Annotated in this window: 24 protein-coding genes; 15 read left to right on the top strand and 9 right to left on the bottom strand. The window is 38.6% G+C overall.

The features are described from left to right. From rsxC to rsxA, 3 genes are all read right to left on the bottom strand, one after another. On the bottom strand, positions 1-1806 hold a 1806-nt coding region (gene rsxC / locus BKK54_RS11170), incomplete at its 3' end, for an electron transport complex subunit RsxC (protein ID WP_077543144.1). Then, complete coding sequence (rsxB, locus tag BKK54_RS11165; protein WP_077543143.1) at positions 1807-2388, bottom strand: electron transport complex subunit RsxB; 582 nt, start codon at positions 2386-2388, stop codon at positions 1807-1809. It lies immediately after the preceding gene. A gap of 96 nt (positions 2389-2484) precedes the next feature. Next, complete coding sequence (rsxA, locus tag BKK54_RS11160) at positions 2485-3063, bottom strand: electron transport complex subunit RsxA (RefSeq protein ID WP_077543142.1); 579 nt, start codon at positions 3061-3063, stop codon at positions 2485-2487. A 427-nt stretch (positions 3064-3490) separates the two neighbouring features. On the opposite strand from rsxA, the gene BKK54_RS11155 reads away from it, so the two are divergent. From BKK54_RS11155 to bioD, 3 genes are all read left to right on the top strand, one after another. Beyond that, entirely contained in the window at positions 3491-4144 is a 654-nt protein-coding gene (locus tag BKK54_RS11155; protein WP_077543141.1) for a hypothetical protein, read from the top strand. A gap of 68 nt (positions 4145-4212) precedes the next feature. Continuing rightward, a complete protein-coding gene (locus tag BKK54_RS11150; protein WP_077543140.1) occupies positions 4213-4479 on the top strand; it encodes a YcgL domain-containing protein in 267 nt (88 codons plus the stop codon). Positions 4480-4615: 136 nt separating this feature from the next. Continuing rightward, positions 4616-5341, top strand: a complete 726-nt coding sequence (gene bioD, locus BKK54_RS11145; protein ID WP_077543139.1) for a dethiobiotin synthase — start codon at positions 4616-4618, stop codon at positions 5339-5341. 105 nt (positions 5342-5446) lie between these two features. On the opposite strand, the gene can is transcribed toward bioD, so the two are convergent. Together can and asnS are read right to left on the bottom strand one after the other, a co-directional pair. Next, the gene (gene can / locus BKK54_RS11140) at positions 5447-6130 is read right to left on the bottom strand and encodes a carbonate dehydratase (protein ID WP_077543138.1); all 684 of its coding nucleotides are present in this window, start codon (positions 6128-6130) and stop codon (positions 5447-5449) included. Between the two features lie 68 nt (positions 6131-6198). Continuing rightward, the gene (gene asnS / locus BKK54_RS11135) at positions 6199-7602 is read right to left on the bottom strand and encodes an asparagine--tRNA ligase (RefSeq protein ID WP_077543137.1); all 1404 of its coding nucleotides are present in this window, start codon (positions 7600-7602) and stop codon (positions 6199-6201) included. 189 nt (positions 7603-7791) lie between these two features. On the opposite strand from asnS, the gene BKK54_RS12075 reads away from it, so the two are divergent. Further along, entirely contained in the window at positions 7792-7911 is a 120-nt protein-coding gene (locus BKK54_RS12075; protein WP_244153144.1) for a helix-turn-helix domain-containing protein, read from the top strand. A gap of 645 nt (positions 7912-8556) precedes the next feature. Further along, a complete protein-coding gene (locus tag BKK54_RS11130) occupies positions 8557-9222 on the top strand; it encodes a Bax inhibitor-1 family protein (RefSeq protein WP_077543136.1) in 666 nt (221 codons plus the stop codon). A gap of 54 nt (positions 9223-9276) precedes the next feature. Here the strand turns inward: BKK54_RS11130 and BKK54_RS11125 are convergent, their stop codons facing one another. Together BKK54_RS11125 and argR are read right to left on the bottom strand one after the other, a co-directional pair. Then, positions 9277-10173, bottom strand: a complete 897-nt coding sequence (locus tag BKK54_RS11125) for a TIGR01777 family oxidoreductase (protein WP_077543135.1) — start codon at positions 10171-10173, stop codon at positions 9277-9279. Beyond that, complete coding sequence (gene argR, locus BKK54_RS11120; RefSeq protein ID WP_077543134.1) at positions 10173-10625, bottom strand: transcriptional regulator ArgR; 453 nt, start codon at positions 10623-10625, stop codon at positions 10173-10175. The genes BKK54_RS11125 and argR overlap by 1 nt, the downstream gene beginning before the upstream one ends. A gap of 202 nt (positions 10626-10827) precedes the next feature. Here argR and mdh point away from each other — a divergent pair, with 202 nt between their 5' ends. The 10 genes from mdh to BKK54_RS11070 all read left to right on the top strand — a co-directional run bounded on the left by mdh (position 10828) and on the right by BKK54_RS11070 (position 22362). Then, positions 10828-11763, top strand: a complete 936-nt coding sequence (gene mdh / locus BKK54_RS11115) for a malate dehydrogenase (protein WP_077543133.1) — start codon at positions 10828-10830, stop codon at positions 11761-11763. A gap of 296 nt (positions 11764-12059) precedes the next feature. Continuing rightward, on the top strand, positions 12060-12608 hold the full coding sequence (locus BKK54_RS11110; RefSeq protein WP_077543132.1) for a ComEA family DNA-binding protein: 549 nt from the start codon (positions 12060-12062) through the stop codon (positions 12606-12608). A gap of 193 nt (positions 12609-12801) precedes the next feature. Next, entirely contained in the window at positions 12802-15609 is a 2808-nt protein-coding gene (gene sucA, locus BKK54_RS11105) for a 2-oxoglutarate dehydrogenase E1 component (RefSeq protein ID WP_077543131.1), read from the top strand. Between the two features lie 118 nt (positions 15610-15727). Beyond that, entirely contained in the window at positions 15728-16957 is a 1230-nt protein-coding gene (gene odhB, locus BKK54_RS11100; RefSeq protein WP_077543130.1) for a 2-oxoglutarate dehydrogenase complex dihydrolipoyllysine-residue succinyltransferase, read from the top strand. A 99-nt stretch (positions 16958-17056) separates the two neighbouring features. Then, a complete protein-coding gene (gene sucC, locus BKK54_RS11095; protein WP_077543145.1) occupies positions 17057-18223 on the top strand; it encodes an ADP-forming succinate--CoA ligase subunit beta in 1167 nt (388 codons plus the stop codon). 2 nt (positions 18224-18225) lie between these two features. Beyond that, positions 18226-19095, top strand: coding sequence for a succinate--CoA ligase subunit alpha (gene sucD / locus BKK54_RS11090; protein ID WP_077543129.1), 870 nt, complete (start codon positions 18226-18228; stop codon positions 19093-19095). Positions 19096-19215: 120 nt separating this feature from the next. After that, entirely contained in the window at positions 19216-19839 is a 624-nt protein-coding gene (locus tag BKK54_RS11085) for an L-threonylcarbamoyladenylate synthase (RefSeq protein WP_077543128.1), read from the top strand. A gap of 40 nt (positions 19840-19879) precedes the next feature. Continuing rightward, entirely contained in the window at positions 19880-20878 is a 999-nt protein-coding gene (gene rluB / locus BKK54_RS11080; RefSeq protein ID WP_077543127.1) for a 23S rRNA pseudouridine(2605) synthase RluB, read from the top strand. Positions 20879-20887: 9 nt separating this feature from the next. Next, entirely contained in the window at positions 20888-21859 is a 972-nt protein-coding gene (cysB, locus tag BKK54_RS11075; protein ID WP_077543126.1) for an HTH-type transcriptional regulator CysB, read from the top strand. Positions 21860-21987: 128 nt separating this feature from the next. Continuing rightward, positions 21988-22362: a hypothetical protein gene (locus tag BKK54_RS11070; protein WP_077543125.1), complete on the top strand. Its 375-nt coding sequence runs from the start codon at positions 21988-21990 to the stop codon at positions 22360-22362. A 54-nt stretch (positions 22363-22416) separates the two neighbouring features. Here BKK54_RS11070 and BKK54_RS11065 read toward each other — a convergent pair whose 3' ends face one another. Both BKK54_RS11065 and BKK54_RS11060 read right to left on the bottom strand, forming a co-directional pair. Beyond that, complete coding sequence (locus tag BKK54_RS11065; RefSeq protein ID WP_077543124.1) at positions 22417-23085, bottom strand: RloB family protein; 669 nt, start codon at positions 23083-23085, stop codon at positions 22417-22419. Beyond that, entirely contained in the window at positions 23086-24345 is a 1260-nt protein-coding gene (locus BKK54_RS11060; protein WP_077543123.1) for an AAA family ATPase, read from the bottom strand. Positions 24346-24372 lie beyond the last annotated feature (27 nt).

The following is a 24372-nucleotide window of genomic DNA, read 5'->3' as shown; positions in this document are numbered from 1 at the left end:
ACTTTCAGTTTCATTGGTTATTTTATTTGTTGATTGTGATAGTTTCTTCGCTTTTGCCCGAGCGGTTGCCGCTGCAACGGCGGCTTTTTTCGGGTCAAGTGCGGTCGAATTTTCTTCTGTTTTTGGCTCTAAAATTTCGCTTTTAGCGAGGTTATTACTTTGCTGACGTGCTAAACGGCGAGCTTTACGCAATGCCATCATATCAGTATTGTCCGGTAAAATTTCACCTTTTTCTGAGGTGATGATTTTAATTGGTGTTGTGTCTTCAGCATTTGATTTTTTGGCTTTTAATCGCTCAAGTGCCGCTTTCACCGGATCTTCTCCGTGAGTTTTAGCTAATTCTTCACGACGAGCTTCTGCAGCTCGTTGTGAACGTGCCTTGCGTTCTTGTTCTTCACGTGCCATACGGGCTTGTTTTGCTTCAAAGCGAATTTTGGCTTCATCCGATTTCTTTTGTTTCTCTTTCATTTGCCAAATTTTTGCTTTTTCTTGGCGGAAATACTGAATAAGAGGAATGTGGCTTGGGCAAACATAGGCACAAACCCCGCATTCAATGCAATCTTTTAGAGCATATTCTTCCGATTTTTTGTGATCTTCACTGCGTGCAAACCAATAAAGCTGTTGTGGCATTAAGTTTATCGGACAAGCATCAGAACAGCTTGAGCAACGAATACAGGCTTGTTCCGGCTCGGGTTCCGCATATTCAAAATAATCCGGTGCAAGTAAACAATTGACAATTTTAGTGATAGGGGCATTAAGATTTGGCAGTGCCAGTCCCATCATCGGCCCGCCTGCAAAAACAGGAAAACGTTCATCAAGTTGATAGCCTGTATAACTGAGTACATGATGAATTGGTGTACCAAGGCGTACCCAATAATTCCCTTTTTCTTGAATTTTATTGCCTGTCAGGGTAACGACACGTTCAATTAAAGGTTCGTCATTAATAACCGCTCTTTTTATTGCAAATACAGTACCGATATTATGCATTAATACGCCAATACTGGAGGAGCGTTCGCCACTAGGAACTTCCATGCCCGTGAGCAAATAGATGAGTTGCTTTGCTGCACCGGAAGGATATTTTGTGGGAATGACCCGAACCTCAATGTCATTTGCACCTTGTAGGGCGAGGTTGAGGGCTTCAATGGCTTCCGGTTTATTATCTTCTACGGCAATCACTACTTTTTCAGGGCGTAGGATATAGCGCAGAATACGTGTTCCTTCAATAATTTCCTCTGCTCTTTCACGCATAAGACGATCGTCACAGGTAATATAAGGCTCACACTCGGCACCATTGATGATGAGGAGTTTGACTTTTTTCTCAGCAGATTGAATTTTGGCTGCACTTGGGAAGACCGCCCCACCAAGACCTGCTATGCCGGCAAGATAAATTTTTTCAATAAGCTGTTCAGGTGTTAGGCTGAGAAAATCCTCAACAGGATGTGATTCAATACTTTGATCAAGCCCATCTGCTTGTAAATGAATTGTTGGTTCATCAAAGCCGGAGGGATGAGCTGCAATATACGGCGCAATATTTATAACTGTTCCGGATGTGGGGGCGTGAATGGGAAGTGTGCGTAAACCATCGCCTTGCGTCAAAGCCTGACCTTTTAAAACATAATCCCCGACTTTGACTAAAAGGTTTCCAGCAAGCCCCGCATGTTGTTTGAGTGGAATATAAAAATCCCGACTTAAAGGAAGACGCTTTAGCGGTTGATGATTGGATTGTTCTTTCATTTCAGGTGGATGAATCCCCCCTTTGAAATCCCAAATCTTACCGGAATTAAAACGAGATAGAATGTCTGCCATTTATTCCCCCACAACCCATTTTTTTTCGCTACCGTTTACATTTACTACCGGAATCACTAGCTTTGCATCAAATTTCCAATCCCAATTGTTGATATCTTTTTTTACCGGAATCATCGAGATACAATCTGTTGGGCAGGGGGCGATACAAAGCTCACAGCCTGTGCAAAGATCAGGGATAATCGTATGCATTGTTTTATTTGTACCGATAATGGCATCTACCGGGCAGGCTTGAATACATTTAGTACAACCAATACACATATTTTCATCAATAAATGCCACCATTTCGATGGGTTCTTCAACCCCTTCCATTGGTGGAGCATCTACACCCAAAATTTCAGCAATTTTTACGATTGTTGATTGTCCACCGGGAATACACTTTGTGATCATATCACCGTTACAGATAGCTTCCGCATAAGGTTTACAACCCGGATAACCACATTGACCGCATTGGCTTTGCGGCAATATGGCATCAATTTTTTCTACGACGGGGTCGGCTTCCACTTTTAGTTTTAAGGACGCAATGCCCAAAACCGCACCAAAAATTAAGGCGAGTAGGGTGATGACAATGAGTAGTGTAGTCATTATTTCTTTCTTTTTCCTGAAAATTTTTGATAGAGTCCGATAAATAAAATCAGCACCGTGATTGTCATTAAAAGATAAATCATAGGGCGAACATCATTATCTAATTAGCCCCGTAAAGCCCATAAAAGCAAGGGACATTAAACCTGCCGTAATTAACGCAATGGAAGCGCCACGAAATGCAATAGGGACATCAGCTGCAGTCAAACGTTCACGCAAGGCTGCAAAGAGTACTAAAACAAGCGCAAAGCCTAATGATGCGCCAAAACCGTAAATAACCGATTCAGTTAAATTATGAGCAAGATTTACATTGAGTAATGCGACCCCCAGTACAGCACAGTTTGTTGTAATCAAGGGTAGGAAAATACCCAGTAAACGATAAAGTGTTGGGCTGGTTTTATTGATTGCCATTTCAGTAAATTGAACTACAACCGCGATCACTAAAATGAAAATAAGCGTGCGTAAAAATGTGGCATTCAAAGGCAAAAGAATATAGTGATCCACTAGATATGAACAAAGGGAGGCAACGGTGAGAACAAAAGTTGTTGCTAATCCCATACCGATGGCAGTTTCAATTTTCTTTGATACTCCCATAAACGGGCAAAGCCCAAGAAATTTCACCAATACGAAATTGTTAATTAATGCTGTACCGATAATCAATAAGATATAATGTGTCATTGTTACTAGCCTTTGAAATAAGGGCGTTATTATCCCTATTTATGAAAGGAAGAACAATAAGAAATTTAGGGTAGATCTAAGAGGTTTATTTTAGGGGAGAGCAATTTATAGTGGTTTTCTATTATCTGTGGCTATTTTTCTAATAGCTTGGCTAAAAACGAAAATATTTACAGCTCCGGTTTGATTAAAATATCATCGTTTTTAATGTATGATTTCTTTACAAAAAATAAATTTTCAAATTGGAACTTTTAAAAAGTGTTTTTATTTCATTATGATAGGGATGTGTTTGATTGTTTAATCATCAGATTTATATTGAAAAAATGTAAATTTTATATCTGACTATTTTATTTTTAATTTTTTTACGTAAACTACACCACGCAAAACTCAATATGTTTTCCCATTCATTTAACCCAATAGGAGATAAGAAATGAAAAAATCAGTATTAGCAGCATTGGTACTAGGTGCAAGTTTAGCGGTAACAGGTTGTTTTGATAAACAAGAGGCAGCACAAAAGGTGGAAACAGCTAAGGAAGCGGCAACTAATGCAGCAACCGAAGTAAAAGATTCAGCGAAACAAGCTGTGGTTGAGGTGAAAGAAGCTGCAAGCAATGCAATGGACTCGGTTAAATTAGCAGCAGAAGAGGCAAAAAATTCAACAGTAGAAAAAGTATCTGAGATGAAAGATGCAACTGTGGCTAAAGTTGAAGAAACAAAAGATGCTGCTGTCGCAAAGATTGAGGAGATGTCAAATGCGGCGTCAGATAAAATGGCTGAAGTGAAAGACGCTGCGGAGGCTAAAAAAGATGCTGCTGTCGCTAAGATTGAAGAGATGACCAATACGGTATCGGACAAAGCCGTTGAAATGAAAGATGCAACTGTCGCTAAAGTTGAAGAAGCAAAAGAGGCTACTGTGGCTAAGATGGAAGAGATGAAAAATATGGCATCAGATAAAGCGGCTGAAATAAAAGATGCTGCAGCGTTAAAGATTGATGAAGCAAAAGAAGCGATGTCTTCAATGAAAGAAGCGGCAGCTGAAAAAGCAGCTGATGCAGCCGAAGCAGTGAAAGACGCAACAAAATAAGTTTGTAAGAGGCATAATCCCTACCGGAATCATCTGGTGGGGATTTTCTTTTTTTAGAGGAAAAGAGAATGTTATGTGCGATTTATAGAAGTCGGAAAAAGCCTGGGAGTTATCTTTATATCCAAAAACGTGATGATTTTTCTGCTGTTCCATCAATGTTACTGGCTCATTTTGGTAAACCTGAACTGGTGATGATGTTTAATTTAGCCGGTAATCAATCTCTTCGCCATGCAGATAAGTATGATGTGAAAGAGAAAATTCTTTCACAAGGATTTTATTTACAGATACCGGAACAAGATGACGGGCTATTTAATAGTTTGAGTGAGATCAAATAACCCTTGAATTTCTTTTTGAAAGATTATAAATATTGAGTTAGCTCAAATTTTTACCGGAAAAATACTTTTAAAATCGACCGCACTTTTAGGCTGCTATTTTTCAAGCCTATAAACAATAGAATGTAAGGAGAAGAAAATGAGCAGCTTTTTTATTACAGGGACAGATACCGATGTGGGTAAAACCACTGCTTGTCGAGCGATTATCCAAGCATTACAAAGTCGTGGAATAAATATTGTTGGCTTTAAACCAATTGCATGTAGCGCCGAAGATAGCATTTATCCTACTGAACAGGATGTTGTGGGTGACTATGATAATAAAGAAAATAGTGATGTTTTGGTATTAATGGATTCTACCGAGCAAAATGTTGCTTATGAGGAAATTAATAGTTATACCTTTAATCATAGTTTACCTATGTTGGTTGAAACAAAATCACGTATTAAATTAGATAAAATTAATAAAATGCTTGATACCCTATGTCATAAGTATCAGTCCGTTGCTGTAGAGGGGGCATTTGGTTTATTAACGCCTATGACGGACAATAAAGGTTTTGCTGATTGGGTAAAAGAGCGAAAAATGCCGATTGTACTTGTTGTGGGAATCAAAGATGGTTGTATTAGTCATGCCTTATTAACGGTTCAAGCGATCCAAAGTTTGGGCGTCCCTTTATTAGGCTGGGTAGCAAATCGAGTTAATCCACTTTTAAGCCATTATGCAGAAATTATTGATTTTTTAGAAAAAAATATTGATGCCCCACTATTAGGTAAGATCCCTTATCTTCATAAACCTGAAACACAAGAGCTGGGACAATATCTTACAAATATTGATCGGTTACTATATATGCAAACAGAACAAGCAAAATAAAAGAGCGATATGATGTAATGAATGTATAAAAATATCTTTATGCAATGGCGACATAATATCTCGTAAAAGATAAAAAGTGCGGTTGAAATTGGCCGCACTTTTTCATTACTTATCTTGTTCTTTTTTGAGAATGTCATCTTCTTCCAGAGTGAGCAAACGGGCAATTGCGTTTCGATAAGATATTTCTAGGGTCTCACGACTTGTTGCCATTACTCCTTGATCGACGAGAAATCCATCATTAACATCATAGACCCAGCCGTGGAGGGAAAGTTTTTGCCCTCGTTCCCACGCACTTTTCACAATAGAAGAGCGACCAAGGTTATATACTTGTTCTGCAACATTAATTTTGGTGAGCATATCGGCACGTTTTTCCGCAGAAAGTTTGCCAAGTAGGTGGCCATGTTTAAACCAAATATCGCGAATATGAAGTAGCCAATTATTAATTAATCCCAATTCTTTATCTGCCATTGCCGCTTTTATTCCACCACAATTCGTATGGCCACAAATGATAATATGCTCAATATTGAGTACATCCACTGCATACTGTACAACAGAAAGGCAATTGAGATCCGTATGAATCACTTGATTTGCTACATTACGGTGGACAAATAGTTCTCCAGGTTCTAAATTTGTTAGTTTTTCTGCCGGAACACGACTATCAGAGCAGCCAATCCAAAGATAATGAGGGGTTTGGTGATCAGCAAGCTCTTTGAAATAGGTGGAGTTTTCCTCTTTCATCCGTTGTGCCCAACTTGCATTATTAGCAAAAAGTTGTTCAATTTTATTCATATTGCTTTCCTTAAAATAAAAAATTTGACCGCACATAAAAGTGCGGTCAATTGAGTGACTATTTTTACCTAGAAATTAGCATTTCTCGGTGCACGCGGGAATGGGATAACATCACGAATATTTTGTACACCGGTGACATAGACAATTAAGCGCTCAAAACCGAGACCAAAGCCGGAATGGGGAACGGTACCATACTTACGAAGATCGCGATACCACCAATAATCTTCAGGATTTAGTCCCATTTCTTCCATACGTTTATCAAGCACTTCTAAACGTTCTTCACGTTGTGAACCGCCAATAATTTCACCAATTCCCGGTGCTAATACGTCCATTGCGGCGACAGTTTTTCCATCATCATTTAAGCGCATATAGAATGCTTTAATATCTTTCGGATAGTTTTTAACCACAACAGGGGATTTGAAGTACTCTTCTGCTAAATAACGCTCATGTTCGGAAGAAAGATCAATTCCCCAAGAAACCGGGAATTCAAATTTCTTACCGGATTTTAGGAGAACATCAATAGCATCGGTATAATCAATTTGGGCAAAATCGGAATTTACGAAGTTTTCCAAACGAGTAACTACATCTTTATCAACATGTTTTTCAAAGAAAGCCAAATCATCTTTGCGTTCGGCTAGTACTGCACGGAATACATATTTCAGCATATCTTCGGCAAGCTTCGCATTGTCCGCTAAGGTTGCAAAGGCCACTTCAGGTTCAACCATCCAAAATTCAGCTAAGTGACGGGTTGTGTTAGAGTTTTCAGCACGGAAAGTTGGACCGAAAGTGTAAATTTTGCTTAGTGCACAGGCGTAGGTTTCACCATTTAATTGCCCTGAAACCGTTAAAAACGATTCTTTGCCAAAGAAATCTTGGCTAAAATCGACCGCACCTTTTTCATCTCGTGGAAGATTTTCAAGATCCAAAGTAGAAACTCGGAACATCTCTCCCGCACCTTCTGTATCAGAGGCGGTAATAAGTGGGGTCGCCACCCAATAAAACCCTTGTTCGTGGAAGAAACGATGAATGGCTTGTGCTAAACAATGACGTACACGTGCTACGGCACCGATAATATTAGTGCGTGGACGTAAGTGCGCGACTTCCCGTAAATATTCAATTGAATGGCGTTTTGCTGCCATTGGATAGGTATCGGGATCTTCTACAAATCCGGTTACTTCCACTTTTTCTGCTTGTAATTCAACAGCTTGCCCTTCAGCTGGTGATTCAACGACTTTACCTGTAACGATTACAGCGCAACCAGTAGTAAGCCGTAAAACTTCGGTTTCGTAATTTTCAATATCGCTATTAATAATGGCTTGAATTGGGTCAAAACAGGAGCCGTCATACACGGCTAAGAAAGATAAGCCTGCTTTGGAATCACGACGAGTTCGAACCCAGCCTCGTACTGTAACGGTTTCACCAATCGAGACTTTTCCTTGTAACACATCAACAATTGATGCAATTTTAGACATATAAACCTCTAAATATAAAAAGATAGGATAAAAATTGCGGCTAGTTTACCTTAAATCGTGAAATTTTCCATAAAAAATGAGAACTTTATTTGCCAAGAAAAAGCCGATATGTATCAATAATCTGAAGCAATTATTTTTCAATAGTGTTCCGAAATTATGTGAAATGTTCCTAAACTAAGGCTTAGTTGGTTGAATGATTTTATCTTTTCTGATGTAACTAAAAAACACAAAACCGGTTTACTTAATCTAGCCGAAGAATTAGGCAATATCTCACAAGCCCGTAAAATTATGGGTATGTTTGTGTTCTAGTATTGTTATGAATTACCTTGGCTTATTGCTTCAAAACAGCTTATACGCTACGTGTAATTTATTCTTCATTTTTTCTTGAATTTGCTGATCTTCGGCAGATTCATCGGAGGTGGCGATACTCACCCCCAAGCTGCCTGCAATTAAGGTTTGCTTGCCATAATTGAGGGCATTTAAGGTGTGGATGCTGAGGGGTGATGTGACTTCTTATCACATATTTGCTACTGTGTACAATCCCCATAGGTTGATATTCTCCACAGTTATCAGTGTAGCCTATTGATGAGAAGAAATTCCAATCGGAAAGCACATCAGTAACTTTTTCGGGATTTTATAACACGATTGGTTTCTGCATTTCTAGCTTGCGTTGTATCATCAACAATTTTTGTTTTGCACAAGCTTAAATGCCAGACATATTATCAATGGGATATTTAATGCTATCAATTAAAAGTTGTCGTGGTTTGAGACTTATCAATGCCTTTGGTTAAAGATGTATTAAAAAATGGTAAATCTATAATACGTTGTGAATTTATTCGTTTGGCCTTCTTTTGGGTTTAAATGAGTAATAATTTTTCTATCAGCCATTGACTTTTTACACATACACCCTTACTTTACTATCTGCATTTAACTATACAATTAAGGAGCTTTTATATGCAATCACGCATTATTGTTGACTCAAGAGATGAATCCTTATTAAGCACCCATAAAGTGCTTCGTAATACTTACTTCTTGCTTGGGCTGACAATGGCATTTTCGGCAGTAGTTGCCTATATTTCTATGGCGATGAATTTGCCTTATCCAAACATTATTGTTTTACTTGTGGGCTTTTACGGCTTACTTTTCATCACACATCGTTTAGCTGACCGTCCTGCGGGTATCTTAGCAGCATTTGCCTTTACCGGTTTTATGGGCTATACCATTGGACCCATTCTCAATATGTATGTGGCAAATGGTATGGAAGATTTAATCATGTTGTCATTTGCCGGCACAGCAATTGTTTTCTTTGCCTGCTCTGCTTATGTGTTGACTACGAAAAAAGATATGTCATTCCTTGCAACTGCAATGTTTGCTCTTTTCATTGTGCTTTTACTCGGTATGGTGGCAAGTTTCTTCTTCCAAATCCCAGCATTGGCCATTGCAATTAGTGCATTATTTGTTGTTTTCTCAACGATGACGATTTTATATGAAACTAGCAATATCATTCACGGTGGTGAGACAAATTATATTCGTGCCACAGTGAGTATTTATGTCGCAATTTATAACCTATTCTTAAGTTTACTAAGATTACTTTCAATTTTCTCAAGTAGTAACGACTAGATTTAATAAGAAATAAAACGCACTTTGGTGATAATCAAAGTGCGTTTTTTTATGTTATTTTGGTGAGAAAAGTGCGGTCAAATATTGGGTTAAATCTTCATAGTGAAAGGTAAACCCCGCTTCAAGAAGCCGCTTTGGAAAAACCTTTTGGCTTTCTAGCAACATATTTGCACGTTCTCCTAAAATAAGCTTTAAAACAAAGGCCGGAATAGGGAAGAGGGCGTAAGTTTTTAAGGCTTGGGCAAGTTGCTGATTGAAGACTTGGTTGGTAACAGATTGTGGCGAAACTAAATTGTAAATGCCATGACATTTTGGCTGTTCAAGTAAAAATATGATGCTTCTTACCATATCCTCTAACGCAATCCATGCCCAGTATTGAGAGCCCTTTCCTAAATAACCGGCTAAGTGACAACGATATAACGGAAGCATTTTTTTTAACGCCCCGCCATTAGGAGAAAGCACAATACCGGTACGAAGAATACAAACATTTGTATTAGCTTGTAATGCCGTATTTTCCCACGCCTGACAAAGTTGGGCAGTAAATGTGTTATGAGCTATTGGACTTGCTTCAGTGAGTAACTGATTTGAATGATCACCATATATACCTGTGGCTGAGCCGGAAAGGAAGCGTGGCGGATTACTCCCCGCATTAATGAGATTGACTAATTGCTGGGTAAGCTTGACTCGGCTATTAAATAACTTCATCTTTTGTGCGTTGCTCCAACGCTTTTCAAAAATAGGTTCACCCGCAAGATTAATTACGACATCAAATTCATCTAAATTTTTAAAGGAAGAAAGTGCGGTCAAAAATCTTAATGTTTTTTGCGGAAAAAGGAGCTTCGCTTTCTCCTTATTACGGGTAAAGAGTACAATTTGATGCCGTTTTTGTAAAAGTGTAGGCACTAACTTTTGTCCTATTAGTCCCGTTCCACCGGTGATAAGTATATTCATCAGAGTGAACTTTCAAACAAGTCTTGAATACGTCCGATCAGCGTTAAAATTGAGGTTGAGCATGTCGGCGTTACAAAAATCGTATCATCGCCAGCAATTGTGCCAAGAATACCTTCAGGTTTTCCAATGGAATCAAGTAAGCGTGCAATTAACTGTGCGGCTCCCGGTGTTGTTTTGATGACGACCAAAAATTCATTGTGATCAATATCCAATACTAAATTTTTTAATGGGCTACTTGTTGCCGGCACACTGAGTTCATTCGGCAAGCAATAAACCATTTCCATTTTTGTATTGCGTGTGCGTACCGCCCCAAATTTACTCAACATACGTGAAACTTTTGATTGATTAATACCGGAAAAGCCTTGATTTTTTAGGGCTTCAACTATCTCACCTTGTGAGGCAAAACGTTCCTGACTAAGTAGTTCTTTAAATACTTTTGTTAAATTATCCACTTTTGACCTTGAGGAATATTAAATTTGCATAAGCGTTGCATAAAAATTCATAATATGCAATTAAAATCCAAAATAAATTCATAAAACAAAAGATTTATAGATAGAAATTTGAGCTAGATCTCATAATTGAATTTCTGTGTTTGTAATTTATGAACTAACCTTTTAAAATTCACCTGTTTCATTCATTTAATAAGGAGCAAACATGAAAGTTGCAGTATTAGGTGCGGCCGGCGGTATCGGTCAGGCATTAGCATTATTATTAAAATTACAATTACCGGCAGAGACAGAGTTGTCGCTTTACGACATTGCGCCGGTCACCCCTGGTGTAGCGGCGGATGTGAGCCATATTCCAACTGCAGTAAAAGTGAAAGGATTTTCCGGTGAAGATCCAAGCCCTGCTCTTGAAGGGGCTGATGTGGTATTAATTTCAGCCGGCGTTGCCCGTAAACCGGGAATGGATCGTTCTGATCTTTTTAATATTAATGCCGGTATTGTTCGTAGTTTAATTGAAAAAGTAGCGGCTGTTTGTCCGAAAGCCTGCATAGGTATCATTACTAATCCGGTTAATACAACCGTGGCAATCGCTGCAGAGGTATTGAAAAAAGCGGGTGTTTATGACAAACGTAAATTATTTGGTGTCACAACCCTAGATGTTCTCCGTTCAGAGACGTTTGTCGCTGAATTGAAAAACCTAAATGTTTCTCGTACAACTGTACCTGTTATTGGGGGACATTCCGGTGTGACGATTCTTCCTTTACTTTCTCAAGTCCCTTATGCTGAATTTTCCGCAGAGGAAATTGAACCTTTAACAAAACGCATCCAAAATGCAGGTACTGAAGTAGTAGAAGCGAAAGCTGGAGGCGGATCGGCTACGCTTTCTATGGCTCAAGCAGCAGCTCGTTTTGCTCGTTCATTAGTGAAAGGGTTAAGTGGAGAAACGGTGGTGGAATGCACTTATGTGGAAGGTGATGGCAAGTATGCCCGTTTCTTTGCACAGCCGGTTCGTTTAGGTAAAGAAGGCGTAGAAGAAATTTTACCAATTGGTATCTTAAGTGAATTTGAACAAAATGCATTGGATGCAATGCTGCCTACATTACGTGCAGATATAGAATTAGGTGAAAAATTTATTAACGGTTAACGTTTTCTTTCTAAAGAAAGGGCGCAAAATAAGCGCCTTTTTTATTGAAAAAATAAAATATTTAAGAAAAACCGTGACTGAGTTCACAAATTTGAAAATAGGTATTTGCATAAATTTTTTATCGGCGTATCCTGAACCCACTTAAAATAAGTGCTATCTTAAATAGCCGGTATAAATTTTGCTTTCCGAGTAGTGCCTCTCCGAGGCACTTTTTTTGTTTATTAAAAACGAACTAATATGAAAAATCTTAGTCTTATAACCGTCCTTTAACAAAATATTATTTATAGGAGTTTTTTATGAAATCTTTAAAATCTTTATTAAGTTTAACCGCACTGGCATTAGTTGTTTCCGGTTCCGCATTTGCAAATGAGAATGCTGTCACAAGTTTTAAAAAAGAAGCCGTTACCAATATAAATTCCATCTCTCAAAACCAAAAAGAAAGCATGGTAGAAAAAGCCGTCAGCACAAAAGAACAAACAAAAGATTTAGTGAAATCCGCAAAGGAATCTACAAAAGAAAAATTTGATTCTACGAAAGAAAAGGTGAAGTCAGTGAAAGCTTCCAATTCTTCATCAATGAAAGAAAAAACAACTGAAAAATTAAATTCAATAAAAGATAAGGCGAAAGAGGAAAAAGACAAAGTTGTCTCAAGTGCAAAGATAAATATTAATAAGGCGGATGCCGAAACGTTGCAAAAACTTTCCGGTATTGGTGAGAAAAAAGCTCAAGCAATTATTGATTATCGCAATCAAGTTGGAAAAATTAAGAATGTGACGGAATTATCAAAAATTAATGGATTAGGTGAAACGACGATTGAGAAAATTTCACCTTATCTCACTTTCTAAAAGCAGGTTAAATTTAACCTCACTTTTTTAAGCCTGACAGTTTGTCAGGCTTTGTTATTTTTAGTTAATAATAAAAATATTGTTGAGCTAGATCACAAATTTGTAACAAACTTTTAAATGGAATATTTTTTCCTTTTTAATCCTATGTATAATGTCGGGCGAACTTAACCAGATAATATCATTCGAGGTGAATATGCAACCAAACAAAGCTTTTGATGAATGGTTGGCAACAACGGCATTAGGTGGTGCAAACCAAGCCTATATCGAAGAATTATATGAACGCTATTTAGATGACCCCCATTCGATTGATGAGAGTTGGAAAAACACGTTCGATTCCTTTCCAAAATCAACCGCACTTGAGCAGCCCCACTCGCCGGTTCGTGATTATTTCCGTCGTTTAGCTCGTGAAAATAACTCAGACACTGTCACGGTCATTGATCCTGAAGCAAGTGCAAAATTAGTAAAAGTATTACAATTCATTAATGCCTACCGATTTCGAGGTCATTTGGAAGCAAAACTTGACCCTCTGAACTATTATCGTTGGAAGGTTTCCAGTGTGCCGGAATTAGATTACCGTTATCATGGTTTTACCGAGCAGGATCTCAATGAAACCTTCAATATTAATCACTATGTTTATCAACGCGACACCATTACACTTGCCGACTTAAACGGTATGCTGAAAGAAACCTACTGTGGTTCTATCGGTTTAGAGTTTATGCATGTGCAAGATATGGAACAAAAAATGTGGCTTCAAAATAAGTTAGAAAGTCGCTTAAATCAACCGCTCTTTACCCATAAAGAAAAAATCAATTTTCTTAATGAATTAACTGCGGCTGATGGTTTAGAACGCTATCTTGGAGCGAAATTCCCGGGGGCAAAACGTTTTTCCTTAGAAGGAAGTGATGCTTTTATTCCTCTGATGAAAGAAATTATTCGCCATGCCAGCAAGCAAGGTGTGAAAGATGTAGTGATGGGAATGGCACACCGTGGTCGTCTGAATATGCTCGTCAATGTATTGGGTAAAAAAACGGAAGATTTGTTTGATGAATTTGCCGGTAAACATTCAGGCGATCGTACGGGGGATGTGAAATATCATCAAGGTTTTTCTTCTGATTTTGCCGTGGATGAAAATCTTGTTCATTTAACGCTTGCATTTAACCCATCTCATTTGGAAATTGTTAGCCCTGTCGTCATTGGTGCGGTTCGTTCACGTCAAACGAAGAGAAATGATAGTGAAAGATCTCAAGTGTTAGCGGTGACCGTCCATGGCGATTCAGCGGTGGCAGGACAAGGGGTTGTACAAGAAACCTTAAATATGTCTAATGCTCGAGGTTATACCGTGGGCGGAACGATCCGTATCGTTATCAATAACCAAATTGGTTTTACCACATCAAATCCTAATGATACCCGTTCCACTGAATACTGTACCGATATTGCCAAAATGATCCAAGCACCAATTATCCACGTTAATGGTGATGATCCGGAAGCCGTTGCCTTCGCTGCCCGTATGGCGGTGGAATATCGTAATCTATTCAAACGTGATATTTTCATTGATTTGATTTCTTATCGCCGTCATGGTCATAATGAGGCGGATGAGCCACTGGCAACCCAGCCAATGATGTATAGCATTATTAAAAAACATCCGACACCACGTAAGGTTTACGCCGATCGGTTAGTTAATGAAGGTGTCATTACGGAAGAGCAAGCGATTGAAATGATGAATCTCTATCGTGATGCTTTAGACAATGGTGATCGTGTCGTGGCTGAATGGCGTGAAATGGATACGGCAAAAATGGATTGGTTGCAATATTTGAATTACGACTGGACATCACCTTATGATAACCAATTCCCTAAAGAGCGTTTCATCACGTTGGCTAAACGTGTATGTGAATATCCGGAAAGCTTACGAGCCCATCCTCGAGTTGAAAAAATTTATAATGATCGTAAAGCTATGTACCAAGGTGAAAAATTATTCGATTGGGGAATGGCTGAAACTATGGCTTACGCAACCTTGCTTGATGAAGGGACAAATGTTCGTTTATCCGGTGAAGATGCAGGGCGTGGCACATTTTTCCATCGTCACGCTGTTGTACACAATCAGAATGATGGAACCGGCTATGTGCCACTCACTCATTTACACGCTAATCAGGGACGTTTTGAAGTGTGGGATTCCGTACTTTCGGAAGAATCTGTTCTTGCTTTTGAATATGGTTATGCCACCACAGATCCTAAAACGCTTACAATTTGGGAAGCACAATTTGGCGACTTCGCTAATGGGGCGCAGATTGTCATTGATCAATTTATCAGTTCAGGTGAACAAAAATGGGGAAGAATGTGTGGGTTAGTCATGCTATTGCCTCATGGTTATGAGGGGCAAGGACCTGAACATTCTTCCGCACGTTTAGAGCGTTATCTGCAACTCTGTGCCGAACAAAATATGCAAGTTTGTATTCCATCCACTCCTGCGCAGGTTTACCATATGTTACGTCGTCAGGCTTTACGTAAAATGCGCCGACCGTTAATTGCGATTTCACCAAAATCCTTATTACGTCATCCTTTGGCTGTATCAACGCTTGACGAACTCATTAATGGTGCATTCCAAACGGTGATTGGAGAAGTGGATGAACTTGATCCGAAAGGTGTTAAACGTGTCGTATTGTGTTCCGGCAAAGTCTACTATGATCTATTGGAACAACGTCGTGCTAACAATCAAACCGATGTCGCTATTATTCGAATTGAACAACTTTATCCTTATCCTCATGAAGATGTGAAAAAAGCCCTTGAACCTTATGCTCATGTGAACGATTATGTGTGGTGTCAAGAAGAACCGCTCAATCAAGGGGTGTGGTATAGTAGTAAACATAACTTTGAGAGTTCTATTCCGGATGAAGTGAAATTGAAGTATGCAGGTCGTCCGGCATCAGCTTCACCGGCAGTGGGTTATATGTCACTACATACTAAACAGCAGAAACAACTGGTGGATGATGCACTAACACGGTAAAAGTGCGGTCAAAAATAACAATGATTTGTAGGGTATGAAGCTACATATTTCAGTATTCTTGCACAAAGATTTACGTTTCATATTCCTACAAAAACTTGAAAATAAATAAGGAAAAAATATGACAATTGAAATTCTTGTTCCCGATCTCCCTGAATCTGTTGCAGATGCGACAGTGGCAACATGGCATAAAAAAGTAGGGGAAACGGTAAAACGTGATGATGTCTTAGTTGAAATTGAAACGGATAAAGTTGTGCTGGAAGTGCCGGCACAATCTGATGGAGTGCTTGTTGAAATTTTAGAGCCGGAAGGCGCGACAGTGGTGAGCAAGCAAGTGCTTGGTAAACTTTCCACCACACAAGCCGGTGATGTGAGCCCGGCAACGATAAAGGAAAGTAATGAACCTACGCCAGCAGATCGCAAAAATGCAGCGATTGAAAATAGCCATAATAACGCCTCGGATCAAAGTCCGGCAATTCGCCGCTTATTGGCAGAGCACGATCTTGAATCGTCACAAATTCAAGGTTCAGGAGTGGGGGGAAGACTTACCCGTGAAGATATTGAACGTGAGCTCGCTAAACGGGAGGCTCAGAAGGTAAAAGAACAAGTTGCAACAGAGCAAAATACTGTTAGCACTGTGGCTTACCAGTCTCGTTCTGAAAAACGTGTTCCAATGACACGTTTACGCAAACGCATTGCAGAACGTTTACTAGAAGCAAAAAATAGCACAGCAATGCTCACGACATTTAATGAAGTGGATATGCAACCGATAATGAAATTGCGTAAAACCTACGGTGAAAAATTTGAAAAACAGCATGATGTGCGTTTAGGTTTTATGTCGTTTTATATCAAAGCCGTTGTTGAAGCACTGAAACGTTATCCGGAGGTCAATGCATCTATTGATGGTGATGATATTGTTTACCATAACTATTTTGATATTAGTATTGCGGTTTCAACACCACGAGGTTTAGTTACACCGGTGTTACGTAACTGTGATAAGCTCAGTATGGTAGAAATTGAAAAACAAATCAAAAACCTTGCAGAAAAAGGGCGTGATGGTAAGTTGACTGTGGAAGATTTAACGGGTGGTAATTTCACGATCACAAATGGGGGAGTATTTGGCTCATTAATGTCCACCCCAATTATTAACCCACCACAAAGTGCGATTTTAGGTATGCATGCGATTAAAGAGAGACCGATCGCATTGAATGGAGAAGTTGTAATTCGTCCTATGATGTATTTGGCACTTTCTTATGATCATCGGTTAATTGATGGTAAAGAATCGGTTGGTTTTCTTGTGACGATTAAAGAATTGTTAGAAGATCCAACAAGATTACTGTTAGAAATTTAGATGGAAAGTGCGGTCAGTTTTGATCGCACTTTTATTTTTTTACGAAAAAATGATATTTTTCATTTTCCTATAAACAGTGAAAAAAATGCAGGTAATCTTATGAATCTACATGAATATCAAGCAAAGCAGCTTTTTAAAGAATATAACTTACCGGTAAGTGAAGGGATTATTTGTCATTCGCCTGATGACTCAGCCATGGCGCTTTTCCAACTTAACGGTGAGCGTTGGATCGCAAAATGTCAAGTCCATGCAGGAGGACGTGGTAAAGCCGGTGGGGTAAAACTGGTACATAATGCAGAAGAAGCCCGAGCGTTTGCTCATAAATGGTTGGGAAATCGTTTGGTCACGTTCCAAACCGATAAACAGGGGCAGCCTGTTAGCAGTATTTATATTGAAGAAACTTGTGATATTGACCAAGAACTTTATCTTGGTGCAGTAATTGACCGTTCCTCACAAAAAATTGTTTTTATGGCATCCTCCGCCGGTGGAATGAATATTGAAGATGTTGCACAGGAAACGCCTCATTTAATTCATAAAGTCACAATTGATCCATTATTTGGAGGCATGCCGTATCAGGGCAGAGAACTAGCCTTTAAATTAGGTTTAAGCGGGGAACAAAATAAGCAGTTTACCCAAGTATTTGTGCAATTAGCAAAATTGTTTATTGAAAAAGATCTTGCTCTTTTGGAAGTCAATCCACTTGTGATCACAAAACAAGGAAATTTAGTTTGCTTGGATGCCAAAATGTCTATTGATGATAATGCCCTGTTTCGTCATAAAGATTTACTCGCACTGCGAGATTTAAGCCAAAGTGATTTGCGAGAAGCCGAAGCTGAAAAACACCAATTAAATTATGTGGCATTGGAAGGCAATATTGGTTGTATGGTAAATGGCGCAGGGCTTGCTATGGGAACAATGGATATTGTTAAACTTTATGGCGGTGAGCCGGCAAATTTCCTTGATGTTGGAGGTGGCGCGACAAAAGAACGTGTTACTGAAGCCTTCAAAATTATTTTGACGGATAAAGGTGTAAAAGCAATTTTAGTCAATATTTTTGGTGGTATTGTTCGTTGTGATCTCATTGCGGAAGGCGTAATTGCTGCAGTTCAAGAAGTTGGAGTCAAAGTGCCTGTGGTCGTACGTTTAGAGGGGACGAATGCAGAATTAGGACGTAAAATTTTATCGGAAAGTGGTGTTAATTTAATTGCCGCCCATAGTTTACAAGAGGCCGCACAAGCCGTGGTGAATGCAGTGAAAGGAGAATAAGTATGTCGATATTAATTAATAAAGAGACTAAAGTCATTTGCCAAGGCTTTACCGGAGCACAGGGTACATTTCATTCCGAACAAGCGATTGCTTATGGTACAAAAATGGTGGGGGGCGTTTCACCAAATAAAGGGGGAAGTACACATTTAGGCTTACCGGTATTTAATACCGTGCGCGAGGCTGTTAGTGCTACCGGTGCGACTGCAACGATGATTTATGTTCCTGCCCCATTTTGTAAAGATGCGATTTTAGAAGCCATTGATGCAGGCATTCAACTTATCGTATGTATTACTGAAGGCATTCCCACACTTGATATGTTAATGGTAAAGCAAAAATTAAATGAAACCGGTGTAGTAATGATCGGTCCAAACTGCCCCGGAGTAATTACGCCGGATGAATGTAAAATTGGTATTATGCCGGGAAACATTCATAAAAAAGGGAAAATCGGCATTGTTTCCCGTTCCGGTACGTTGACTTATGAAGCGGTAAAACAAACTACTGATGAAGGCTTTGGACAATCCACTTGTGTGGGAATCGGTGGCGACCCGATTCCGGGTTCAAGTTTCATTGATATTTTAAAACGTTTCCAAGATGATCCCGAAACTGAAGCCATTGTAATGATTGGTGAAATAGGGGGATCTGCGGAGGAAGAAGCAGCGGCTTATATTAAAGCCCATATCACTAAACCGATGGTTGGTTATATTGCAGGTGTTACCGCGCCAAAAGGTAAACGTATGGGACACGCTGGGGCGATTATCAGTGGCGGTAAAGGCACCGCTGAAGATAAAATTGCAGCCCTTGAATCCGCAGGAGTGAAAACAGTAAGAAGTTTAGCGGAGATTGGTTCGGCACTGAGAACATTGCTAAAATAAAAATGCATTGAAAAATGACCGCACTTTGATCATGTATTCAAAGTGCGGTTTTTTATAACAAATTTTTATAACGTGATGATAAAAGGTGTATAATCCTAGCAATATTCTAAGGAAAAAATTATGAGCCAGTTTTTTTATATTCATCCTGAAAACCCACAAGTACGTTTAATAAACCAAGCAGTAGAAATTTTGCGTAAAGGAGGAGTCATTGTTTACCCCACGGATTCCGGTTATGCACTAGGTTGTATGCTCGGGGATAAACATGCGATGGATCGTATTATTGCGATTCGAAAATTACCGGATGGGCATAATTTCACCTTGGTGTGTCGTGATTTATCCGAATTGTCTCATTATGCCATGGTAAGCAATGTTGCCTATCGTCTAATCAAAAATAATACACCGGGGCGTTATACCTTTATTTTAACGGCCACAAAAGAATTACCACGTCGTTTAATGACATCAAAACGTAAAACCATTGGCTTACGGGTACCGGATAATCAAATCGCTTTAGATTTACTCAGTGCATTGGGTGAGCCGATTCTTTCCTGTTCGTTGATGCTGCCGGGGGAAGAACATATCACGCAATCGGATCCTGAAGAGATTCGGGAGCGTTTAGAACACCAAGTGGATTTAATCATTCATGGCGGATATTTAGGACAAGCGCCCACAACCGTGGTGGATTTAACGGAAGATACACCCGTTATCTTACGTGAAGGAAGTGGTTCTACTGAGCCATTTATTTAATTTATACAAAGACGCTTGTGAAAGCGACAAAGGAAATAAGATGAAAATCAATCAATCCAACAAAAATATCAGAAAACAGAGTGAAAACCGACCGCACTTTGATCATAAAAAGAAGCAAAGTACCGTACATTCTGAGCATAAATCCCTAACGAAACGCCAAACATCATTATCTAACACGAAAATTGAGGGCGAAAAATTACAGAAAGTTCTCGCGCGTGCTGGGCAGGGATCACGCCGCGAAATTGAGGTGATGATTGCTGAAAATCGGGTTAGTGTAGATGGGAAAATCGCGACACTGGGTGATCGCATTGACATTCATTCGGGGGTTAAAGTGCGTATTGACGGTCGTATTATTAATCTTCAACAGGCACAAAAAGAAATGTGTCGTGTCTTGATGTATTACAAGCCGGAAGGTGAACTTTGCACCCGTAGTGATCCGGAAGGGCGAGCAACCGTATTTGATCGTTTACCACGTTTGAATGGTGCTCGTTGGATTGCTGTGGGACGCTTGGATATTAATACTTCCGGTTTATTATTATTTACCACCGACGGCGAATTGGCGAACCGTCTAATGCACCCAAGCCGAGAAGTGGAGCGTGAGTATTCCGTACGGGTATTCGGGCAAGTGGATGATGCTATGTTAGCTCGGTTACGCAAAGGCGTTCAGCTTGAGGACGGGCCGGCAAATTTCAAAGAAATTAAATTTATTGGTGGCGTCGGAATGAACCAGTGGTATGACGTCACTTTAACGGAAGGGCGTAATCGAGAAGTACGCCGTTTATGGGAATCCCAAGGAATTCAAGTCAGCCGTTTGATTCGTATCCGTTACGGAAATATCAAATTAATGAAAGGTTTACCACGAGGCGGATGGGAAGAAATGGATCTTGAAAACGTTAACTATCTGCGTGAATTGGTCGGACTACCACCGGAAACAGAAACCAAACTTGATGTCACAAGGCCTCGTCGTCGACCAAAATCAGGGCAAATTCGGAAAGCGGTAAAACGTTATTCAGAATTAGGAAAACGCTATAAAAAATAGGTATTTAAGATGAAAATGCAACAACTTCGCTATATTGTGGAAATAGTGAATCAAAATTTGAATGTGACGGAAGCGGCAAATACGCTTTATACGTCACAACCGGGTATCAGCAAACAAGTCCGTTTGTTAGAAAATGAATTAGGCTTGGAAATTTTTGAACGTAATGGCAAACATATAAAATCCATTACACCGGCAGGGAAAAAAATTATTTCTATTGCACGTGAATTGTTGGTAAAAGCGGAAAGTATCAAATCGGTTGCCTATGAATATACGCGTCCTGATCATGGGGTATTACGTATTGCGACGACAAATACGCAAGCACGTTATACGTTACCTTCAGTGATTGAACGCTTTTCTAAACAATATCCTGATGTCAGTTTGCATATTCATCAAGGTTCACCCACACAAATTCATGATGCGCTCATGTCCGGTGAAGTGGATTTGGCAATTACCACGGAAGCCCCCTATTTGTTTGATGATCTTATTCAATTACCTTGCTACTTGTGGAATCGCTCTGTCATAGTGAAATTAGAGCATCCCTTGGCAAAAGTAAAAAATCTCACGATTGAAGAACTCGGGAAATACCCCCTTGTCACCTATACTTTTGGTTTTACAGGGGTATCGGATTTGGATTACGCTTTTAATGCCGCCGGAATTTTGCCAAATATCGTTTTTACGGCTACTGATGCTGATGTAATAAAAACTTATGTGCGTTTAGGACTAGGCGTAGGAATTATGGCAGGCATGGCACACACCGAGCTTGATAGTGATCTTGTTGCGATTGATGCCGGTCATTTATTCCGTTCCAGTATGACACAAATCGCCTTCAAGCAAAGTACGTTTTTACGTAACTATATGTATGATTTTATCGAATATTTCTCACCACACCTCACCCGTCCAATGGTAGAAAAAGCCGAACGCTTGCGTGATAACAATGCGGTAAAAAAATTGTTTGATAATGTGGAATTAGAAGTCAAGTAATCGTATTTGTAGAAAGGAAAGAAAGAGCGGTTGAAATTCACGGTATTATGTAGCAGTTGCACAAAGATTTAACCGATTGAAAACCTTAAAATCCCTATTGAAATTTTAACTCAATAGGGATTTTTGTTATGGCACAAAAGCTGCTGAAACACGAATTAGTCGAACGTCTATTAAAGCTAAAAGAAAAACAAAATGAGCTAACAATACAGATGCAATACTTGGCACAAGAAATTAACTCCTTAACTCAACCTTATATGCCGAAAGAGTCAAAACAGCCATCCTTAATTACGATGAGATTGGTCGCTCAAGTTTTGCGTGAAAATCCAGATTGGATGTTTTGTGGTGAGATTGCTGAAAAAGTCTTAGTCTTGGTAGGAATGCCGCAATTTGTTGATGTTGGCGATAAGAGTTATAAGGCAGTCAATCGCATACTGGTAAAATTGCGTAAAAGAGGCATTGTGGAAAATGGTTTTAGATTTTGGCGGCTAAAACCATTGAAATAGGGATAAAAAATAGCGGTAGAGATACCGCTATTTTATCAAAATTTAAAAATACTCTTATTTTTGGTGTAACAAATTGATAAGATATTCTACAAGATCAACTATTTTAGTGGATGGATTATCCGTAGATGTTTTTTTAGCGACTTCATTTGCTCTTCTAGCATTTGATATTGCAAATGATAGATTATTTTTTATTAGATTGAAAATATTAACATTCTTCTCGTAATTTGGAATGTATTGTTTTAATTCACTAATGACATTATCAGCTGATGATTTTTTATCTGTTCCAATATAAGGTTTTGTTGTATAGGTAAAATGTAATAGAATCCAATACTCAAAACAAGGAACTGATGTAATAGCAAAAAAGATATTTTTAGGTTGCATGCATTCTAAGCTCTTAATTGCCGAATCATAATTTGTATGTTGATCTTTATCAAAAACACAATATACCCTTTCAAAAGGATTCCCTTCATTTTTAGCGGCAACATATCGCTCTTTAGCATACTTTATAATACTCATTGGATCTGAACCTGAAGGGTTATAGATCTCTATATTTGCAGTATGCAATTGATATTCTTCTCTCAGAGCTTTGAAATATAAAGGTTCAGTTTCAGATCCCTCACATACAATTAATACTCGATCATAAGCCTTTCTTATTCCTATTTTTCTCTGTTTTTGTTTTAGTGTTTGAGCTTTTCTTTTTTTATGTAAATCATCACTTCCCATTTATTGTACTCCAAAAAATGTGCTAATAAATGGTAATGCACCATATCGACCTGAAAGATAGCCTAACTCTAAATTTTCTTTACCTTTTTTAGGACTAAAGTCTGACAATGGGTATAATACAGATGATTGTTCTTTTGAACGTTCACAAAACCAAATTTGATCCCTACGGAAAACATCCTGCGTTAAAATAGAAGTTTCATGTGTAGTAAAGATCAATTGAGCATTTTTAGTATTACTCTCTTTACTATGAAATAACTCAACTAGGAATTGAACAAGTTTAGGATGTAAATTTACATTCAATTCATCAATACATAAGACATAACCATTTTTAAGAACATCTAAAATTGGACCAGCAAAAGCAAAAAACTTTTGAGTACCATCTGACTCATCATGGAAATTAAATGGTACTGGCTTACCATTATTATCAACATGAATAGTTTCTAACTGTAATTTCTTTTCACCTTTGAGATTTTGACTTAAAAAATCTTTTAATGGTTCTGGCATATCTGCTGGTAGTTCAGCGATATTAAATTCTGTTGCTTCAACTTTGATGTCTGAAATATGAAAATCTGCCATTTTTAGAAATTTTAAAACATCTCTTTTTCTATCATCTTCACATAAATTTGCTGTAAAGATAGGTGCGAACCCATCAGAATTCGCAAAATGTAAGGTATCATTAAACCAGTCAAAAATAGGTTTTAATTGTTCGCTATTTAATTGTACTGCGGTTGCTAAAAATAGAGCATTTTCTCTCGTTGATTGTAACCAGATTTGTTTCGAACCTAATAAGAATGAACTAAATTTCCAATCATGTGATTTATTTTCTTCATTCCAAATTCTCTCAAACCATTTTTGAGCATGATTTTTAGGATAGGCAAATAACCACTCATCATAGATTTGGGTTGAAGATGCACTAAAACCATACTGATAGCGTACGTTATCAACAATAAATGTAATCTCAAATTCTGTTGGCTGATTAATTGTAGAACTATTTAGTTTAAACGGAACAACAGGGAGTTTATCTCCCCGTTGATAATTTCCAGTGACCATGCGTTTCATTGTTGATAATGCCTTCAAAAAATTGGATTTTCCACTAGCATTAGCACCATAAATAGCAGCTGTTTTTAACAAGCTAAAGTTTGAGTTTTCATTAATATTAAAAGAATTATTTAGATTCTCATCACTTTTACTCTTAATTAAACTAAAATCTTGTCGCTCATTAAATGAACGGAAGTTCTTTACATTGAAATCAACAAGCATAATAAAACCTTTTTAATGTTATTTTTG

The sequence above is a fragment of the Rodentibacter genomosp. 1 genome, from assembly GCF_001999285.1.
GTDB lineage: Bacteria > Pseudomonadota > Gammaproteobacteria > Enterobacterales > Pasteurellaceae > Rodentibacter.
Note: the sequence above shows the minus strand (reverse complement) of the source record. Positions and strands in the feature narration are given on the sequence as shown.

Coding starts and splice junctions, on each gene's coding strand:
- rsxB (WP_077543143.1), bottom strand. CDS start 2,388: ATGACTACACTACTCATTGTCATCACCCTACTCGCCTTAATTTTTGGT.
- rsxA (WP_077543142.1), bottom strand. CDS start 3,063: ATGACACATTATATCTTATTGATTATCGGTACAGCATTAATTAACAAT.
- BKK54_RS11155 (WP_077543141.1), top strand. CDS start 3,491: ATGAAAAAATCAGTATTAGCAGCATTGGTACTAGGTGCAAGTTTAGCG.
- BKK54_RS11150 (WP_077543140.1), top strand. CDS start 4,213: ATGTTATGTGCGATTTATAGAAGTCGGAAAAAGCCTGGGAGTTATCTT.
- bioD (WP_077543139.1), top strand. CDS start 4,616: ATGAGCAGCTTTTTTATTACAGGGACAGATACCGATGTGGGTAAAACC.
- can (WP_077543138.1), bottom strand. CDS start 6,130: ATGAATAAAATTGAACAACTTTTTGCTAATAATGCAAGTTGGGCACAA.
- asnS (WP_077543137.1), bottom strand. CDS start 7,602: ATGTCTAAAATTGCATCAATTGTTGATGTGTTACAAGGAAAAGTCTCG.
- BKK54_RS11130 (WP_077543136.1), top strand. CDS start 8,557: ATGCAATCACGCATTATTGTTGACTCAAGAGATGAATCCTTATTAAGC.
- BKK54_RS11125 (WP_077543135.1), bottom strand. CDS start 10,173: ATGAATATACTTATCACCGGTGGAACGGGACTAATAGGACAAAAGTTA.
- mdh (WP_077543133.1), top strand. CDS start 10,828: ATGAAAGTTGCAGTATTAGGTGCGGCCGGCGGTATCGGTCAGGCATTA.
- BKK54_RS11110 (WP_077543132.1), top strand. CDS start 12,060: ATGAAATCTTTAAAATCTTTATTAAGTTTAACCGCACTGGCATTAGTT.
- sucA (WP_077543131.1), top strand. CDS start 12,802: ATGCAACCAAACAAAGCTTTTGATGAATGGTTGGCAACAACGGCATTA.
- odhB (WP_077543130.1), top strand. CDS start 15,728: ATGACAATTGAAATTCTTGTTCCCGATCTCCCTGAATCTGTTGCAGAT.
- sucC (WP_077543145.1), top strand. CDS start 17,057: ATGAATCTACATGAATATCAAGCAAAGCAGCTTTTTAAAGAATATAAC.
- sucD (WP_077543129.1), top strand. CDS start 18,226: ATGTCGATATTAATTAATAAAGAGACTAAAGTCATTTGCCAAGGCTTT.
- BKK54_RS11085 (WP_077543128.1), top strand. CDS start 19,216: ATGAGCCAGTTTTTTTATATTCATCCTGAAAACCCACAAGTACGTTTA.
- rluB (WP_077543127.1), top strand. CDS start 19,880: ATGAAAATCAATCAATCCAACAAAAATATCAGAAAACAGAGTGAAAAC.
- cysB (WP_077543126.1), top strand. CDS start 20,888: ATGAAAATGCAACAACTTCGCTATATTGTGGAAATAGTGAATCAAAAT.
- BKK54_RS11070 (WP_077543125.1), top strand. CDS start 21,988: ATGGCACAAAAGCTGCTGAAACACGAATTAGTCGAACGTCTATTAAAG.
- BKK54_RS11065 (WP_077543124.1), bottom strand. CDS start 23,085: ATGGGAAGTGATGATTTACATAAAAAAAGAAAAGCTCAAACACTAAAA.
- BKK54_RS11060 (WP_077543123.1), bottom strand. CDS start 24,345: ATGCTTGTTGATTTCAATGTAAAGAACTTCCGTTCATTTAATGAGCGA.